The organism is Flavipsychrobacter stenotrophus, from assembly GCF_002954265.1.
Taxonomy (GTDB): Bacteria; Bacteroidota; Bacteroidia; order Chitinophagales; family Chitinophagaceae; genus Flavipsychrobacter; species Flavipsychrobacter stenotrophus.
The window spans coordinates 1-17,857 of sequence record NZ_PPSL01000003.1; the positions used below are offsets into that span (position 1 = coordinate 1).

The 17,857-nt window shown below is 44.2% G+C and carries 19 protein-coding genes; 6 read left to right on the forward strand and 13 right to left on the reverse strand.

Going from position 1 to position 17,857, the window contains the following annotated elements; translation table 11 throughout:
- Window positions 1-144 precede the first annotated feature (144 nt).
- Both CJD36_RS10160 and CJD36_RS10165 read right to left on the reverse strand, forming a co-directional pair.
- The gene (locus CJD36_RS10160) at window positions 145-1,554 is read right to left on the reverse strand and encodes an FAD-binding oxidoreductase (protein ID WP_105039059.1); all 1,410 of its coding nucleotides are present in this window, start codon (window positions 1,552-1,554) and stop codon (window positions 145-147) included.
- A 124-nt stretch (window positions 1,555-1,678) separates the two neighbouring features.
- Window positions 1,679-3,706, reverse strand: coding sequence for a vWA domain-containing protein (locus CJD36_RS10165; protein ID WP_161499270.1), 2,028 nt, complete (start codon window positions 3,704-3,706; stop codon window positions 1,679-1,681).
- A 175-nt stretch (window positions 3,707-3,881) separates the two neighbouring features.
- Between CJD36_RS10165 and CJD36_RS10170 the strand changes: the two genes are divergently transcribed.
- Window positions 3,882-4,232: an HPF/RaiA family ribosome-associated protein gene (locus CJD36_RS10170; protein ID WP_105039061.1), complete on the forward strand. Its 351-nt coding sequence runs from the start codon at window positions 3,882-3,884 to the stop codon at window positions 4,230-4,232.
- Between the two features lie 241 nt (window positions 4,233-4,473).
- On the forward strand, window positions 4,474-5,184 hold the full coding sequence (pyrH, locus tag CJD36_RS10175) for a UMP kinase (protein WP_105039062.1): 711 nt from the start codon (window positions 4,474-4,476) through the stop codon (window positions 5,182-5,184).
- 137 nt (window positions 5,185-5,321) lie between these two features.
- Here pyrH and CJD36_RS10180 read toward each other — a convergent pair whose 3' ends face one another.
- On the reverse strand, window positions 5,322-5,756 hold the full coding sequence (locus CJD36_RS10180; protein ID WP_105039063.1) for an SdrD B-like domain-containing protein: 435 nt from the start codon (window positions 5,754-5,756) through the stop codon (window positions 5,322-5,324).
- Window positions 5,757-6,028: 272 nt separating this feature from the next.
- On the opposite strand from CJD36_RS10180, the gene CJD36_RS10185 reads away from it, so the two are divergent.
- The gene (locus CJD36_RS10185; protein WP_105039064.1) at window positions 6,029-7,540 is read left to right on the forward strand and encodes a lipopolysaccharide biosynthesis protein; all 1,512 of its coding nucleotides are present in this window, start codon (window positions 6,029-6,031) and stop codon (window positions 7,538-7,540) included.
- Window positions 7,541-7,560: 20 nt separating this feature from the next.
- Here the strand turns inward: CJD36_RS10185 and CJD36_RS22995 are convergent, their stop codons facing one another.
- The 4 genes from CJD36_RS22995 to CJD36_RS10200 form a co-directional block, all read right to left on the reverse strand.
- Window positions 7,561-7,803, reverse strand: coding sequence for a hypothetical protein (locus tag CJD36_RS22995; RefSeq protein WP_133162589.1), 243 nt, complete (start codon window positions 7,801-7,803; stop codon window positions 7,561-7,563).
- A gap of 138 nt (window positions 7,804-7,941) precedes the next feature.
- The gene (locus CJD36_RS10190) at window positions 7,942-9,027 is read right to left on the reverse strand and encodes a mannose-1-phosphate guanylyltransferase (protein WP_105039065.1); all 1,086 of its coding nucleotides are present in this window, start codon (window positions 9,025-9,027) and stop codon (window positions 7,942-7,944) included.
- A gap of 186 nt (window positions 9,028-9,213) precedes the next feature.
- The gene (locus CJD36_RS10195) at window positions 9,214-9,822 is read right to left on the reverse strand and encodes a hypothetical protein (protein ID WP_105039066.1); all 609 of its coding nucleotides are present in this window, start codon (window positions 9,820-9,822) and stop codon (window positions 9,214-9,216) included.
- Window positions 9,823-9,979: 157 nt separating this feature from the next.
- Window positions 9,980-10,570, reverse strand: coding sequence for a NifU family protein (locus tag CJD36_RS10200; RefSeq protein WP_105039067.1), 591 nt, complete (start codon window positions 10,568-10,570; stop codon window positions 9,980-9,982).
- Window positions 10,571-10,787: 217 nt separating this feature from the next.
- Between CJD36_RS10200 and CJD36_RS10205 the strand changes: the two genes are divergently transcribed.
- Together CJD36_RS10205 and CJD36_RS10210 are read left to right on the forward strand one after the other, a co-directional pair.
- Window positions 10,788-13,028 (forward strand): TonB-dependent receptor, encoded by a 2,241-nt coding sequence (locus tag CJD36_RS10205; RefSeq protein ID WP_105039068.1) that lies wholly within the window; start codon window positions 10,788-10,790, stop codon window positions 13,026-13,028.
- A 33-nt stretch (window positions 13,029-13,061) separates the two neighbouring features.
- Complete coding sequence (locus CJD36_RS10210) at window positions 13,062-13,730, forward strand: hypothetical protein (protein WP_105039069.1); 669 nt, start codon at window positions 13,062-13,064, stop codon at window positions 13,728-13,730.
- 147 nt (window positions 13,731-13,877) lie between these two features.
- On the opposite strand, the gene CJD36_RS10215 is transcribed toward CJD36_RS10210, so the two are convergent.
- The 6 genes from CJD36_RS10215 to CJD36_RS10240 all read right to left on the reverse strand — a co-directional run bounded on the left by CJD36_RS10215 (window position 13,878) and on the right by CJD36_RS10240 (window position 16,799).
- Entirely contained in the window at window positions 13,878-14,168 is a 291-nt protein-coding gene (locus CJD36_RS10215; RefSeq protein WP_105039070.1) for a DUF4406 domain-containing protein, read from the reverse strand.
- Between the two features lie 171 nt (window positions 14,169-14,339).
- Complete coding sequence (locus CJD36_RS10220; protein WP_105039071.1) at window positions 14,340-14,543, reverse strand: hypothetical protein; 204 nt, start codon at window positions 14,541-14,543, stop codon at window positions 14,340-14,342.
- A 1-nt stretch (window position 14,544) separates the two neighbouring features.
- Window positions 14,545-15,057 (reverse strand): host-nuclease inhibitor Gam family protein, encoded by a 513-nt coding sequence (locus tag CJD36_RS10225; RefSeq protein ID WP_105039072.1) that lies wholly within the window; start codon window positions 15,055-15,057, stop codon window positions 14,545-14,547.
- Between the two features lie 40 nt (window positions 15,058-15,097).
- Window positions 15,098-15,415: a hypothetical protein gene (locus CJD36_RS10230; protein WP_105039073.1), complete on the reverse strand. Its 318-nt coding sequence runs from the start codon at window positions 15,413-15,415 to the stop codon at window positions 15,098-15,100.
- A complete protein-coding gene (locus CJD36_RS10235) occupies window positions 15,367-15,828 on the reverse strand; it encodes a hypothetical protein (RefSeq protein WP_105039074.1) in 462 nt (153 codons plus the stop codon). Before CJD36_RS10235 ends, CJD36_RS10230 begins: the two co-directional genes overlap by 49 nt.
- Window positions 15,829-15,866: 38 nt before the next feature.
- On the reverse strand, window positions 15,867-16,799 hold the full coding sequence (locus tag CJD36_RS10240) for an AAA family ATPase (RefSeq protein WP_161499271.1): 933 nt from the start codon (window positions 16,797-16,799) through the stop codon (window positions 15,867-15,869).
- Between the two features lie 193 nt (window positions 16,800-16,992).
- On the opposite strand from CJD36_RS10240, the gene CJD36_RS10245 reads away from it, so the two are divergent.
- Entirely contained in the window at window positions 16,993-17,796 is an 804-nt protein-coding gene (locus tag CJD36_RS10245; protein ID WP_105039076.1) for an XRE family transcriptional regulator, read from the forward strand.
- Window positions 17,797-17,857: the final 61 nt, after the last annotated feature.

Sequence of the window (17,857 nt, forward strand, 5' to 3'; positions counted from 1 at the left end):
CATTGCGAACAGGCTTAATGCCCAATGACAAACCTCAGTCTTGTTCTTTACCCCTTTTCTTCTGCAATGATTCAATACCTAAATTATCTCTATTTACTTGCTATTGCAAACATAGGATGACCCAACTGTTGCGGTTTACAGGTGCTATGCACCAACAAAAAGTTTGCCGGGGTTGAGGATGCCATTGCGGTCGAAAACGTGTTTTATTTGCTTCATGAGCATGGTCTGGGTGTCGTTGAAGGCGATGTCCATATATTCCTTTTGTACAAGGCCAATGCCATGCTCGCCGGAGATGGTGCCGCCAAGGCGAACCACCTCTTTGAACAGTTCACGAATGCCGAGTGTTAGTTTGCCGTTCCAATCTTCATCGCTCATTGTTCCCTTTACAATATTCACATGCAGGTTGCCATCGCCGGCATGGCCGTAGCATACGCTCTGGAAGCCGTATTCAGCACCAATTCGCTTAATGATCTGCAATAATTCCGGCAGTTCGGCACGAGGGACTACGGTGTCTTCTTCTTTGTATATGGAGTTGCTCTTTACTGCTTCGCCCACTTTGCGGCGGAGGGTCCACAGCATATTTTTTTGTTCGGCACTGTCAGCAAAGAGTACTTCGCCAATATCGAATTTTTGAACGATCTCAGAGATGGCTTCCGCATCGCGGTAGAGCTCGTCCATATGGTTGCCATCTACCTCTATGAGCAGGTGGGCTGCAATATCTTCGGGCAGGTGTACACCAGTACTTTGTGTAAATTTCATAGACCATTCCAGTGCATCGCGCTCCATGAACTCTAATGCCGAAGGTGTATAGCCACCCAGGAATATGGCGTTGACTGCGGCGCAAGCCTCAAATGCAGAACGAAAAGGGACCAATAAGGTAAGGTCGTGTTTTACTGCGGGTATCAGCCTCAATACAATTTTTGTGATGATGCCCAGCGTGCCCTCGCTACCTACTATCAACTGTGTGAGGTTATAGCCGGTGGCATTCTTTAATACATTGGCTCCTGTCCATATGATGTTACCATCGGGCAGTACTAACTCTATATTGAGCACGTAGTCTTTTACCACGCCGTACTTAACGGCTCGTGGTCCACCGCTGTTTTCGGATACGTTGCCCCCAATAAAGCAAGAGCCTTTGCTGGCGGGGTCGGGTGGGTAGAAGAGTCCTTCTGCTTTAAGGTGTTCCTGCAGCTCCTGAGTGATAACACCGGGCTCAGTAGTTACCTGAAAATTGCGCTTGTCAACATATAGTATTTTGTTGAAGCGTTTCATATCGAGCACCACGCCACCATAAACGGGTAGTGCGCCTCCACTAAGCCCTGTGCCTGCACCACGGGCGGTTACAGGTATCAGCTGTTGATTACAATAGGCCATTATTGTGCTTACCTCGGCAGTAGTGCCTGGTTGCAACACTATCTCGGGCAGGTAACGCAAATCTTCGGTATGATCTCCCGAGCAACGTTCAAGGTGCTCGGTGTCGGTCATAACGTAGCGAGTATCCAATATCGTTTGGAAGTGCTCAATATCTTCTTTGGTTATTTTCTTGAAAGACATGCTGTAAAGGTAATGAGAGATTAGGTGCTGACGACTTACCTGCCGGGAATTGGTATTATGTTTATACAAATGCCGGTGCGGGGAAATCAATTTCCGATATTAGCAAAGAGCACTGAGAGTTGCTTTACACTGCCACTTTCTTTACCCTTGCCAATAACCACGTCTCAACAGCCAGCATCAATACAGCCAATAGCACGCATACTTTCCAAAGGGGGAAATTGCTGACGGCTGATTCTTTAAGGCTGCCGCCCTTTGTGACATCAGGCCACTTAATATTATCACCTTTCCATTCGCTTTTCAGGGTGCTGATGTTTTTATATTCCAAAACTGATTCGCGCTTGTCCTGGTTAAGTGCCACATCTGTAGTATCACCCTCTGCTGCTGCCAGCTGGTAAAATCCGGGTACCTGCACTGCCTGATCCATAAACACATCGAGCCCCGCACCGTTAGGGCGCTGCGGCGGGATCACATCAACATTTTTTGCGAGCACATGCATCGTATTTCTTTCCGACACATTGTTAATCGGCAGATATATAGCCTGCTGCGATCCGCTGGTTACAGCGTAAATATTGCTGCTGCCACTCTGCATGGCCATCTGGTAAAGGAATGGCGCAAAAAAGTAGCTGCCGGGGAAATTGCCACTCTGGAGATCGGCACTGGTAGCGCAGATATACAACTGACCCTTACCCGGTGTATAACGCGCAAATAGTGGATCACCATTACGGAAGCTCAGTACAGACTGCTGGTTAGCGTTCAGTCCTGCGGAAATGCTGTAGTGCCAGTTGGCCACGGGCAACTGCACATTGTCCGGTATTTTCTCAAAAAGGTCTTTTACCAATGCACTACCCTGCTGCAGTGAGCTGGCTGCCTGCACTGCGGTGTCGATACCATTGATGCGTATATCGCCTGATTGCTTCAAACCCTCATTGATAGCTTCAAAATTGTTGGTCTTGCCGGGGAATATACAAATGCTCTGCCCTCTCGACAATGCATCACTAACCGCTTTGCCAAGGTTTGCATCCATGCGCGTAATGCCATTCAGGATGACGAGGTTATAGCTGTTCCATTCTTTTGGTGCATTATTTACATCCAGTTGGTTCAACCTGAAACCTTCATACGCCCTGAAAGCCGCTTGCAGATAGGGATTGGCCTGGCCCTCATTCAGCACAAGTATAGAAAAATTTGAAGCGCTGCGCGCTGTAATGCGGAAGGTGTCGTCAAAACGCATCACGACATCATTGAGTGTCAGCTGTATCTGTTGCCAGTTAGCATTGTTTACCTGGAAGCTAAGCGTATCTATACTTTCTTTTTTATCTTTAAAATTGAGTGTAGCAGCGCTCTTTACCTGGCCGTTTATGCTTAGTTGCAATACCACTGCGTCTTTAGCTTCCTTGCCACTAAGGCGTGTATGTACGATCAGACTATTGTTCTTTCCGGTTTGTAGCACAGGCATAGCCAGGTAGGCAGTATCTATATATATATCCTGCACTTCGTCGGCCTGTACCGGCATGCCATAGAAGGTAATGTTCTTCATCATGGCTTTGTCGGGTGTTGCCGGGAAAGCGTTTTGCTGAAAGTCGGAATAGTAGAAAAGGTCACCACCTTTGGTTGCTTCATTCTGCACCATACTCTGGGCAGTGGCAACCACCTGTGCAATTGTCTTTGTTCCCGCAGTTACATCCAGTGCGTTAATAGCCGCAAATACCTTGTCCGCAGGCTCAGAGCGGTAGCTCATTGGCTTGTCGTTGGTGAGCAATATAAAGCGGGTGCCGGGTGCGGCGGTGCGCACCTGGCGGGCAGCGTCTTCTTTAGCTATATCCAGCATTGTACGTGCGCCTTTCTTTACGCTCATGCTGTAAGAGTTGTCTATATAGATGATCTGCGTGCGGTTGCCCTTATCTGTAGCGTTAGAAGTATTAAAGAAAGGCTGTGCGAATGCCAGTATCAGAAACAACAGAAACAGCAAACGCATGGCCAGCAATGCCTTATATCTTACCTGGCTTTGCTTCTGACTGTTCAGCTGAATGTCTTTTAAGAAACGGGTATGCGGAAACATCACCGTCTTGTACTTACGCAGGTTGAACAGGTGTATCAGTATAGGTATGGCCAGGGCCGCCCCTGCCGTTAAAAAAAGCGGATATAAAAAACTCACCGAACAAATATAAGTTAATGTAAGCAATGACCGCCCACGGCTGGAGGTTATAGGTTTGTTAGAGTTTTTGGAGCCGCCCCAATGAGCAATAAGCCTGTTATTTTATTAATGTAAATATTTGCCTGGTGGCACGATATTGCCGTAACTTAACCGTTAATCATAAAAACAACACATCATGACAATCCAGGTAAGTACAGACCACAATATTGAGGGTAGTGAGAGACTGAACGCACATGTAAAAGATGTAGTAACTGCATCATTAGGCAGGCATACCGAGCATATAACAAGAGTAGACGTTCACTTTAGCGATGAAAATGGCAACAAAAGCGGTGTAGACGATAAGAAATGCGTACTTGAAGCACATATGGAACGCCAGCAACCTGTTGTAGCGACCAGCCATGCCGGAACAACAGAACAAGCATTAGAGATGGCAATCGAAAAGGTAAAACACTCATTAGAAACAATAATAGGGAAAATGCGCCAACACGACAGAACAGCAAAAGATCAATTAATTGATATGCAATAGTCCGCAAACACACACATGAACAGAAAGGCTTCCCTTACATATAAATGGGAAGCCTTTCTCATTTTACATTACATAAGGTGGAAATTAAGAACTTGGCTATGCCGATACTGAGCTATAAAATGGTTGTGCGCACCAATGCCGCCACTGTGGCTATTCCTGCCACATTAACATTCGGCATTTGTTTTTATCTGGGGAAAACACAGAACTTTTTTATTTCTTTGCAGTACAATAACAAACTCCAATGCTCCCAAAATACAGACGCATCCTTTTAAAGCTCTCCGGCGAATCGCTGATGGGCACACGTAACTATGGTATTGACCCGCAAATGCTGGATCAGTATGCAAAAGAAATAAAAGAGATCACTAATATCGGTGTTCAGGTAGCAGTAGTAATAGGCGGTGGTAATATATACCGCGGTATGAACGAGCACGAAACAGGTATAGAGCGTGCACAGGGCGACTATATGGGTATGCTGGCAACAGTTATCAATGGTATGGCCTTGCAGGCTGCGCTGGATAAGGTAGGTGTAAGCACCCGCCTGCAGAGTGCTATTAAGATGGAGCAGGTAGCAGAACCATACATTCGCCGCAGGGCTATGCGCCACCTTGAAAAAGGCCGTGTAGTAATATTTGGTGCAGGTACAGGTAACCCTTACTTCACTACAGATACTGCAGGCTCACTGAGAGCGATTGAAATAAAGGCAGATGTTATTCTTAAGGGAACGCGTGTAGATGGTATCTACTCTGCAGATCCTGAAAAAGATCCAACAGCTACCCGCTACGAAACATTGTCTTTTGCAGATGTGATCAGCCAGAACCTTAAGGTAATGGATATGACGGCATTTACCCTTTGCCAGGAGAATGATTTGCCGATCATAGTTTTTGACATGAACCGTACCGGCAACCTACTGAACGTGGTTACAGGCAAGCATGTGGGCACACTGGTTAGCTAAGCAACAAACTATTTATTTAAAAAGCATCAACATAAAATGTTGGTGCTTTTTATTTTGGCCAGCGATCGTACCGGATAAATGAAACAGCAAAGGCGACCATCAGGCCGCCTTTGCGCAAATATCAAATAAGAGATCAATTATCTTTTACCACCTTTCTTAGGTTCCAGCTTAGGCATAATTGTTTCCAATGCTATCATTGTGTCTTCTGCAGGCGGATTTGCTGTGTAGTTGATCTGTACACTTTTCTTTACATCAATGTTATAAACCAAGGCTACCTTATCTGTAGGATATATAAACTTTACAAAGTAAAGACCGGGTTGCAGGCCATTAGTTTCATAATTACCCATCATATCTGTAATGCCTGAAGCAATAATGGTAGAATCGGGTTTGTAAACAAATGCCTTTACGCCTCTTACCGGCTTGTTACTGGCATCTCTGAGTGTGCCGTAAATGGTAGTTTTATCAGGATCGCCGGGCTTATGTACCGGGCTTTTTTTAGTTGCAGAAGCGGTTTGTCCAAATGAGGCGCTGAATACAAACAGACATACAGATAGTGTAGCTATTAATTTCATACTTATTGCTCTGGTTTTTTTATACGATTAAATGTAAGCATTATTCTAAAATTATAATAACATCTGTGTCAATGACGCTAATTATCTTAATAAAATTATGCGTTTTCGTGCTTTTTCTGCACTGATAGCCATGGTTTTACAACAATGATCTATTATTAACCGTGAGTTACAGAAAGCCAAATATTATATTATAATAACAATAACATGCATTTCTCCTGCTGAATTTTTACTTTTGAACATTGCCGCTACGCGGCAACATCTTACACACATAAATGGCATCACTCAAAAAACTTGCAGGACAAACACTCTGGTATGGCGTAAGCAATATAGCGGCCAAACTGCTCAATCAACTTCTTACCCCACTTATTACCTATATGCTCAATAAGCCTGCCGGCATGGTTGACTATGGTAATTTCAGTACCCTATATGCATTTATATCGTTTATTAATGTAGTATATACCTATGGTATGGAAACAGCCTACTTCAGGTTCTCCTCTGCAGGTGAAGATCAGAAGAAGTTGTTTCAGACCACTTTTACGTCATTACTGGTTACTTCAATAGTATTAAGCACCATACTCATCGGTTTCAGAGGGCCAATAGCGGAGTATGCGGGAGTGGGAGTGCATTCTGAGTATATAACATGGTGTGTATTGATACTGGCCATCGATACCATGGCGGCCATTCCTTTTGCACGCCTGCGGCAGGAAGAACGGCCCCGCAAATATGCATTTGTACGACTGTCCGGTATCGTGGTCAATATAATCCTTACGTTCTTCTTTATTGCCTATAGTCCTCGCTTTGTTGCTGAGCATCCGGGCAATGCATATGCCATCTGGTATAAACAGAACACCAATGTCGGTTTCCTTATCATCGCCAATCTTACACAAGCGGCTGTAACATTCCTTCTGCTATACAAGGAATGGCTTGGGTATCGGTTTCGATTTGATAAAGAACTGTGGAAGAGACTGCTTACCTATAGTGCCCCAATGGTGATAGTGGGCCTTGGAGGAATGGTCAATGAGACGATAGACCGTATAATGCTGCCTCATTTGTATGGTAGCAGGATACAGGGCACAATAGAAACATCGATCTATGCCGCCAATTATAAAATAGCCATTTTCATTACTCTGTTTATTACCGCGTTCAGAATGTCTGCCGAGCCATTTTTCTTCAATCAGGCGGCAGATAAAAATGCCCCTAACACATATGCCCGTGTGATGAAGTGGTTTGTTATAATACTTTGTTGTGCGTTTCTATCCACAGCCTTATTTCTTGATGGCATAAAGTACTATGTGGGACCCGCATTCAGGAATGAACGGTCTTTGGGTATCGTGCCTATTTTGCTGGCTGCCAATGTGTGCCTGGGTATTTACTACAATCTGTCGGTATGGTATAAGATAACAGACCGTATGCGCATGGGCATGTACATAACACTTATGGGTGCTGCAATAACGCTGGTGAGCAATACATTGCTTATTCCAAAGTATGGTATGTATGCCTGTGCCTGGACCACCTTTGCGGCCTATTTCAGCATGATGGTGGTTTCCTACTTACTTGGTCAGAGATACTTCCCTGTGCCATACAATATGAAAAAGCTGCTCTCTTATCTTGGCGTAATGGCGATCATGTTTTTCACGCAAAAGCTGGTTGGTCATTTCACGGAGAGCTTGATCGTTCGCCTCACATCAGCTACCGTGTTGATGCTGATGTTCCTGCGAATGGTAGTTGCCGTGGAAAAGGAAGAGTTAAAAGGAATGCCGGTTATAGGCAAGTATCTGAAATAACTTGTTTACAGATTATCTCCTTACAAACCGCAATCGTGCATATAGTTGAGGCCGCCTGTTGCGTTATAATTGGCTGCTTCTGAAGAGCACTTTTTGCGGGCCTGTGCTCTCGTTACACTGGAATAAGGAAATATTACGTTGCTCTGCGAATACGCATGGTTTTGCAGCCGGGTATCTAATGTGCAGGTGCAAGTGTAGTTTTTTTTGCAAGATAAGAAAGCAGTACAAAAGGCGAGGACAACAACATGAAATAGGGTTTTCATATTTGTTAGTTTAAGAGGGTTCAGGATATAAACGGGATAGGTGTTTTTTTATTTTGTATATCAGGGCGCTATTCCAATCAGGGAACAGAATCATATTAGAACGAGAAAGGGTTGCCATGTGGCAACCCTTTCTAATTACTATAAATACTTATCTCCTTTATTCCGTTTCACTTCCGCTACATATTCCTTTATCTGCTGTTCGCGGCTGCGCTCGCAGATCATCAAAACATCGGGGGTGTCAATGACAATGAACTTTTCGAGGCCCTGAACAACCAGTAGTTTGTCTTCAGGCATTTTGATCATGCACTCGCTGGCATCAATGACCATTACATTAGATCCCAATACGGCATTGCCCAGGTAGTCTTTCTGTGCATTGTCGTAAGCCGACTCCCATGTGCCGAGGTCGCACCAGCCGAAGTAAGATGGGATAACGTATACATTACGCGCCTTTTCCATGATACCATAGTCTATAGAGATATTGGTGCAATGCGGGTACAGTTTCACCATAGCCTCATATTCAGCCGGTGTATTATACTGGTTAGTTGCCTGGCTGAACACCTCATGCATTTCGGGCATGTGTTGCGCCAATGCTTCCATTATTGTCTGTACATTCCATACAAAGATGCCGGAGTTCCAGAGGAAGTCGCCGCTTTTCAGGAAGGTTTGTGCCAGCTCAAGCGTAGGTTTTTCTGTAAATGTGCGTACACGGTGCGCCTTATCCAGCTCTTCTTCAGTATCGTACTGAATATAACCATAGCCTGTGTCGGGGCGGGTAGGCTTTATGCCCAGAGTAAGCAGGCACTTATGGTGCGCTACAAAATCAAGGGCATCATGTGCTGTGCGCTCAAATGCGTGCTCGTCCATGATCAGATGATCGGCCGGAGACATAATGATATTAGCATTGGGGTTCAATGCCATTATTTTATGCGCGAAGTAAGCAGCGCATGGTGCTGTATTCTTTCTTGATGGCTCGGCAATGATGTTGGCATCGTCTACCTCAGGTATCTGCGACTTTAATGTGCCGATATACTGTTCATTGGTAATGAAGTAGATATTTTCTTTGGGGCAGATATGCTTAAAGCGATTGTAAGTCCACTGTATCAGCGAGCGGCCGGTACCCAGCAGGTCGAGGAACTGCTTAGGTAAATGCGTACGGCTTTCGGGCCAGAAACGACTACCGATACCACCGGCCATTATTGCAACGTAATTATTCTGTATGCTCATAATAAAAATTCACTATTCAATGCCAAAATTGGCTATGATCGTGCACAAACAATTGCGCAACGCCTTCTAAGAGGGTATAAAAATAGGATAATCAGCGGATTTATGGACTACCCGCCAATCCAGAAGGGTAATTTAATAAACCGTTGTTTTACCTACACGTGGCTAATGATTAATTAGCTGCTATTTTTATTTATCCCAATATGGTGCAGGATCAACATTAATCTCATTTCTCCTCATTATGAAAATCTCCTTAATGGCAGGCACATTATCTTCGACATTATATAAAAATGTTACATTATCTAACCTGCTTTTCGAACTTTTGTGTCTCATCGTTATTGTCGGGTAATTATGATAATAGCTGAGTTTGTCGAGCCTGATAATGTTGTACGATTTGTCTTTAGGCACATCCTTATAACTATTAACAACAACCCAATTCCTGTTGTTTATGCGGCAGCTGCATTCAGGGGTGAAGAAGCGAAGCGTGTCAATGATCAGGTTTTCGCTAGCTAAATAAAATAATGAGTCATGCCTGGAATGCGTTATTTGTGAGATATTCGGAAGATGTATTATGCTGTCTAATTCCCGGTCATTGAGATACGCATCTTTTGCCTTTATTTCCCCGCCAGCAAAAAAGACCTTGTCGTCGGAAACCAACGAACTGATTTCGAGATTTGTTCTTTCCGTATCGATCCTGAGGATGATCTCGTTGAGTATCCTGCAGTTAAAAGGCCGCTCCTGACCAGCAGCACCCAGAGAAATCATTAAATAAAATGCGACTATTAGTGTTTTCACCATATAAATTTACAAAATCACTGGCGCTTAAATAATCCCAAAATGAAAGAAGTGGTTCCGCAACTGCAAAACCACTTCTTATTATTGACTTTCAGAGCAAATACTTACCGAACTAAAGTCACTAAGCACCTCTTTTTACTTTTAAGTTTTTACTTTTTACTTATTCGGCTTCCGCTACTACTTCTTTTACCTCAGGTATCATACGCTTCATCATGCCTTCTATGCCTGACTTAAGGGTGATCATAGACGATGGGCAGCCGCTGCAAGAGCCTTGCAACATAAGCGTAACCGTGCCATTATCAAAACCACGGAAGCTGATAGCGCCACCATCCATCTCAACAGCCGGCTTTACATAATTTTCTAACAATTCCTTAATACGCACTACCACATCGGTGTCGTCTGCACTAACGGTATTGTTGATAGCCTTGGCAACGATCTGGTCTTCATTGATCACCGCCTTGCCTTCCTCCAGATACTGCTTCAAAAACTCGCGGATAGATGGTATCACCTCATCCCAGTTAGTTTCGGGGGTCTTGGTAAGGGTTACGAAATTGCTGGCAATGAATACACTTCTTATAAAAGGGAATGCAAATAATTCTTTAGCTATAGGAGATGGTGCAGCACTTGTTTCATCCGGAAAATCGATGCTCTTACCTGGGTACAAAAGCTTGTTAGCTACAAACTTCATTGTTTCCGGGTTAGGGGTCATTTCGGTATAAATGCTCACTATGGTATTTCCTGTCTTCAACATGTTCAATAGTATTTGATGCAAAAATACTTAAATAACTTTTTGAGGAGTCATTAATTATGCAAATACCATTATTATGACACAATTCATACATGTCTGTACATGTATCACATTTCACCGCCTTATTCTTACCATTTACCGACAACCCATCTTAATTAGCCGAAATAAAGTGTAATATATGTTGCCGCTGATTTAGCTTTGCACCATAATTTTTAACAGTATGAAAAGAATAATACCCATCTTATATTTTATTCCTTTATTATTTATCTCTTTCGCTTCTTTTGCTCAAACCAAAATAAGCGGCAGGGTACTGGATAACAAAGACAAGCCGCTGAAAGGCGTAAGTGTGGCGCTGAATAATACACTTGACGGAACTACAACAGACAGCGCAGGGTTTTTTAATTTCGAAACAACAGAAACAGGAAACCAGAGCCTGGTAGCCAGCGATGCCACACACAGCACTATGGGGCTGCCATTGGTAATAACAGGCGCGGAAATAAAAGGGCTGATACTGCGTATGCGTGTGGCTGTGCTGGATAATGTTACCATTACAGCGGGTTCGTTTTCCTCGGGTGGCCGTGCTATAACGGTGATGAGTCCGTTGGATATTGTGACCACCGCCGGGTCTAACGGAGATGTGGTAAAGGCCATGCAAATGATGCCCGGTACACAGCAGAATAGCACAGATAATGGATTATTTATTCGCGGTGGTGATGCCTATGAAGCGGCAACGATAGTAGATGGTATAGTAGTACAGTCGGCATTTTCGGCCGGTCCTCCGGGAATGGCTACACGCAGCAGGTTCAACGCGTTTCAATACCAGGGTGTACAGTTCAGCAGTGGTGCGTATAGCGCACGCTACGGGCAGGCGCTATCGGGCATACTGGAACTGAACAGTACCGACCTGGCCGACAAAAGCAATGTGAACCTGGGCATTAACATGGCCGGATTATACGCATCGGGCACCAAACGCTGGAAGAACAGCAGCCTGGATGTAGGTGGTGGCTATAACAATCTTGCTCCCCTTTACGCACTGGCATCAACTAATTTTAATTTTTACAAGGTGCCACAGGGTGGCAATGCCTACGCAAGATATGCCTGGAAGCCGAATAAGAACGGCATCTTTAAAGCTACTGTATCGGGTTCATACAGTGAAAGTGGTATCGCTATACCTAATCCCGGAGCAGGTATTACCGACACCTTGAATCCATCAAATTATATGAGCCGTCTACCGGATACTATCCATTTTGTGACCAGAGACAAATATATTTTTGGCACAGCTACCTATAAGCAGATGTACAAGAACAAGTATTCTTTGTTTATAGCAACATCTGCCAGTTATGACCGCAACAACAATGAGTTTGAGAGCTATCCGCTGAGACAGGATGAATACAGATACCAGGCCCGTGTGGAAGGAAAGGACTTTATTACCAGCCGCCTTACCCTGCTTGTCGGTGCAGATATGCAGAACTATGGGATGAAGAAAGAAATGGGCGATTCATTTGTGCGCAAGCAGAGCTTTAATGAAACTATAGCATCGGGCTTTGCAGAACTGGACTGGACACCCGTATACTGGCTGGCAATACGCCCCGGTGTAAGATATGAACACAGCGCAATGCTGAACACAGATAAGATAGCACCAAGGTTTTCAACGGCTATAAGAACAAGTACCAACAGCCAGATATCTGTGGCAGGTGGCTTGTTTTATCAGGAAGCCAACAATAACTACTACGTGTTGGGTCTTCGCCCCGAGATGTCTTATGCCACGCACTATATAGCCAACTGGCAGATAAGCAAGAAAGACCGCACCTTCAGGATAGAAGGTTATCATAAAGACTACCAGCACCTGGTGCGTGAACTCATTAACCGCGATTCTTTTATAGCTAACCGCTACCGCCAGATAAATCCAAATATTCCTATCAATAATAAGGGTTATGGGTATGCCAATGGCCTGGAACTATTCTGGAGAGATAAGAAATCTATAAAGAACGCTGATTACTGGATATCTTATTCTTATATAGATACCCGCAGGCTGTATGAAAATCTGCCTGTAGAGGGTACACCAACCTTTATAGCTGCTCATACACTCAACGTGGTAGGTAAGTACTTTATAGACAAGGCGCACACAAGTGTGAGCGCTACTTATAGCTTCTCTAACGGGTTCCCGTATTACAACCCTGCAGCCGGTACGATCACCAAGGATAACTTCCTGGCCGATAAAACACCTGCATACCACAACGTAGCGCTATCGTTTGCTTACATGCACTCATTTGGTAAGTGGTTTACAGTATTCTACGCACAAATTGATAATGTGTTGAATACCCACAATGTAAGCGGGTACAGGTTTACAGGAGATAACGCAAGCGGATACACAAGAAATCCTATAGTGCCGGCAATGTATCGCACGGTATTTGTAGGTATGAATATGTCGCTATCGCAATTCTCAAAAGACGAATTATAAAAAGACCATAAAAACACATAAAACCACAGTAAGATGATAACAATGAAGAAAGTAATGATGATGGCCGCTCTGTCGGTATCGGTATTGAGCACGCAGGCACAGGATTTTAAAGCGCCGCTGAAAGCAACATGGGATGCTTTTGATACTACAAAGTCGCCGGAAGGTAAGGTTGCCCTCTCTAATAAGTTGGCCCTCATAGCTAAGAAATGGCCGGACGAATGGGCTACCCATTTCTACGCAGGCCTGAGCAAAGTATATGTAGCATATGATGTAAAGGACGAAGCTAAGTGCGATGCGATACTGGATGAGGCCGAAAAAGAGCGCGATGAAGTAGTAACGCTGCTAGGCAAAAAAGAGACAGACGAAACAGTAGTATTTTCTGCCCTTATAGCTAACGCGCGTATGGCGGTAAACCCTATGCAGCGCTGGCAGAAATATGGTAAGATATTTGGCGACAAGCTGAGAGAAGCAGGTGAAATGAACCCTAACAATCCGCGCGTGTACTACCTGAAGGCCGTATCTACCCGCTTTACACCAAAAGCATTTGGCGGCGGTAAAAAAGCTGCATTGCCTTACTTTGAAAAAGCCGAAGGTCTTTACGCAAAAGAGAACAGCACAGACATCACCAAGCCATATTGGGGAAAGAACTGGAACACCTTCTTTATGGCCGATGCAAAGACAGAAGACAAAGATGACAAATAAATTGATAATGAATAAGATAAGATTGCGGGCAATGCGTGGCACGATAGTTTAACACATTAGAGTATAGCAATATCGGTAACAGTTAAAATAAAAGAGGGCATTCGTATATACTACGAATGCCCTCTTTTGATAAACTCAATTTATAAATCAGTGGTAAACAACCTGCATACCCAGCCTTAAGGCTATGTCGCGTTCCAGTTGTGCACCACGGCTTTCCTGCCAGTCGGGGAGCAGGTGTACTTCATCGCATTCCAGCATTTGTTTAATGTCGCTGCGCACGGCATCATTCCAGTTGCGGGTGTCATCGAGTACACATACGGGGTTAATTACATTATATCCCATGCCTGTAAGACGGCTGGTAAGTTGATCAAATTTACTCTGAACGTCTTCCTTAGGAAGGCCTGTTATTTTTCCTGCTACATATGCTGTTCTGTTCATGATAGTACATTTTTTAAAAGTGATATTAAAAAGGGTTTAAAAATTATGCCAATTGTTTTCGTGCCGGGTTTTAAAGGGGCTGAAGTAAATACTCGTACACTTATAATGACGAATAAATGGACTTAAATGTTTGTTTCTCAGCAATTATATTTTGAACCCTCCTTTTCCTATTTAAAGGAAAATAGATAAAAGACTACGCAGGAAAGAGAGCCGGGGTGCGGCGGCACGTTGTTTCTTTACCGACTGGTTGGCCATAAAGGTGAGCAGCATATCGTGCTTTTGCTGCCGGCGGGTAGCCTTGTCATGTAGTTTTTCTCTTTTCAGGTTGTAGCTGATAAATGAATCTGCGGCTGATTTGTAGGAAGTATTTTTCATATCACGCGGCTTGTTTTGTTTCTACATAAAATAATTCGTCCTGCACTACTTCTACCCCCATCTCCCGCAATACTAATGCCACAGTTTCTTTATGCCTGTCGGCCAGCAGCATATCTTTTGCAGGTTCTTCTACTGTGCGTATATAAGTGGGTAATTTTTCCTTCAGCTGAGTAAGAATGTTTGTCCAGTTGGTGCCCTTTACCGTCTTTAGCCTTGGTGTGCCCAACCTGAACCCTGCAATGCCACTTGGTGTGCCTATGCTGCGGCGTTTGGTAAACAGTGCATTTTTATTGGTAGTGCAGTAATGCTTAATTGTGTCGTATGCCGTGCTTTTAGTGTACGCAGCGCACTGCAATTCATGTTCGTACCTTTCCAGTACTTCGTTCACTTCTGCTTCTATGGCTTTGTTTATTTCCAGTCCACGCAATCCTGCCGCCGCGTAGCGCGCCATTGCCTGCTGAAATTCTGCCGGTGTTATCCGTGTATCTATTCTGTCAGTTATTCTGGTTTTCATACCAATACATTTGCATGTGTTAATAATGATAATACTATTATTATGCCGCCAGGCTACCCATTTTTTTGAGCATTGTCTCCACTATTACCGCGGCATACTTGTCGTGTCTTATGTCCAGCATGTTCCATAGCTGATAAAACGCTACAGACTCGGTAGTTGTGAGCGAAAGTGTATAATTCTCCTGTATCCTTTTGATCATTAATGTGAGTTTGAATTGCAGCTCACGCATATATTCGCGTAGCAGGAAGTGATGGTCGTTAACAGGCTTGAACGATTGCAGCATTTCTTCACATATTTCAAGCAGGGCTTCTACGCGCTGATGGCTGATCCGTACCCTAACATTTCTTTTTGTAGCCATTGGTTTACAGAGTTTAAAACGGTTTCGTATTTGGTTAAGAATCTTTCATCGCCGGTGGCCAGTAGCTCATTAGTGCGGGTAAGTCCGTTAATGATAGTAGCATGGTCTAGCGCGCCGAAATAGTGAGATATATTGAGCAATGTGAGTGTGGGGAAATAGGTGCGCAAAAAGTGCGATGCGATAAAGCGTAATTCTACAAACGGCCGGGAGCGGGATCTTTGCTTATAGCAGGTAGCGTCCATTCCCAATGTGCCGGCAATTACCTGCAGCATAGATTCGGGGCTTTTGGAGTATTCGTACCCCGAACATAGTACAAGGTTCATTGTTGCGCCTGTGTTTCTTTGAATTTTTCTTTGTGCTGAACGGGCTATGCCCCTTGTTGAGCTGCTGTCGATCTTTACTGACTTCTTCATATGTTCGTGTTGTTTTTTTCGTGTTGTTGCTTTGTTATTCAGGCCGCTATATTATTGTTAAGCCTCACCCCGGCCCTCTCCAAGGGAGAGGGAGGATTAATGTCCACGCTATCGCGTGGTGTAGTGTTCTCAGTATGGTTTCTTTTTTTCTGAACTATTTCAGGTATGCCGTGAAGACTGCCTCCGCACGCTTCTGCAATGTCTCTCACTGTGGCTTCATCAAAAAGGCTGTTTGCTTTACAAACCAGTTCTACATCGCGGGGAGAAAGACCGGTGAGGGTGATAAAGCGTTTACCAAAAGCATTGTAGAGCCTTTCATACCCTGTCTTTTGTATCAGCACACCTTCCATTATGCGGGGCCTTAGTTCTTCGTTGCCCATGATCACCACGCCTACTGTGCCGGTGAGCGTGTTAGCCAATGCTACCATCAGCTGCAATACCCTGTCTTTCAGTTTATGTGCATCATCTATTATCACTAAGGGTTGCTCTCTTGCCGATACTGATGTGGTGAAGCTGTTGATCATATCTGGGATAAGGTCTGCCGGCGAAAGGCCAGCTGTCTCCATAACCAGGTTCATAAATGATCTGCGGTTGTGTGCTTCGCGGCATGGAATGTAGATCACATTTTCCTGTTCGCGTTTGTATTGCTTTGCGGTGAAGGTCTTGCCTAAACCGGTACTCATGGTGATGCCGTAAGACATGGCATAGTGCTGAGCATCTGCAAATAAGATGCGTAACAACAATGATGCACTAGTGTCTGCGGGATGCCACTCCCCACAGTAAAAGCCTACCTGTCGGGCTATCTGCAACCAAAGCTTATTACTGAGTAATTCCCAGTTCTCGTTCTTTACCTGCGAGATAGTAGCCTGGCTTATACCATGCAGGCTGGCTGCCGCCTCGGCCTGGGTGTCAAAGCTGCTTATATACCGCATCAGTGCGTCTTTTACCTGTAGTTTGTGTTCGTGTGTCATGTGATCTGAGATTTTAAGCGTGTTCATGATAGTGTCTACTTACTCTTCGGATTTATGCTTTTTACACTGTTTGTGGAATTTCTTGACAGAAATCATTATGTTTGTCTTATAAAGCATCAATTCCAGTACAAATATATTCCATTATTTTTGACAAATCCAAATTTTGTGGAAAAATAATTCTATTTTTGTTGTCATGAACTTAGCAACCAACCTTAAATATCTAAGAAAGAAAAAGGGCAAAACGCAGGATGCGCTTAGTGCAGAGCTGCAAATTGGGCGTACTACGCTGGCCAATTATGAAGCAGGCATCAGCGAACCAAATGTGGAGACGCTGATCACTATTTCCAATTATTTTGGAATTTCGGTAGATGCCCTGTTGTCAAAAAATGTGGAAGAAGCAGCCAAAGTTCCGGTTTCCGGCGCCCATTTTATAGATCCTAAGGCATATGTGGCCGATAAATACAATGGCGTACCAAGAATAATAACTGTAGATACAAAGGGCGTAGACAATATTGTGTACGTACCCGTAAAGGCCCGTGCAGGCTATTTGTTGGGTTATGGCGATACAGAGTTTATGGAAACGCTGCCCACCTTCAGGCTACCGGGACTAAACAACAGCACCTATAGAATGTTTGAAGTAGATGGCCCATCAATGGCGCCTAATGTACTGCACGGCGATAAGCTGATAGGCGAATGGGTGGATGAGCTGGATAAGATAAGAGATAACCGAGTATATATAGTAGTGCATAGTGGTGGTGTGGCTGTAAAGCGCGTCATCAACCGACTGAAAGAACGTGGTAAACTGTACCTTAAAAGTGATACCATAGCCCATCGCCATGAGTTCCCTACTTTGGAAATAGACCCGTCGGACATAAAAGAAGTATGGTATGGCCGTTTAAAGATCAGCAGCGACTTTAGCGAACCGGCAGAAGTATACCATCGCCTGGCCGACCTGGAAATGGATATGATGGAAATGAAACGGAATCTGAAGGGCTAACGGTTACAATAGCACTCTGCAAAAGGTAATGGATATCATTGATACCTAAATTAATTATGAA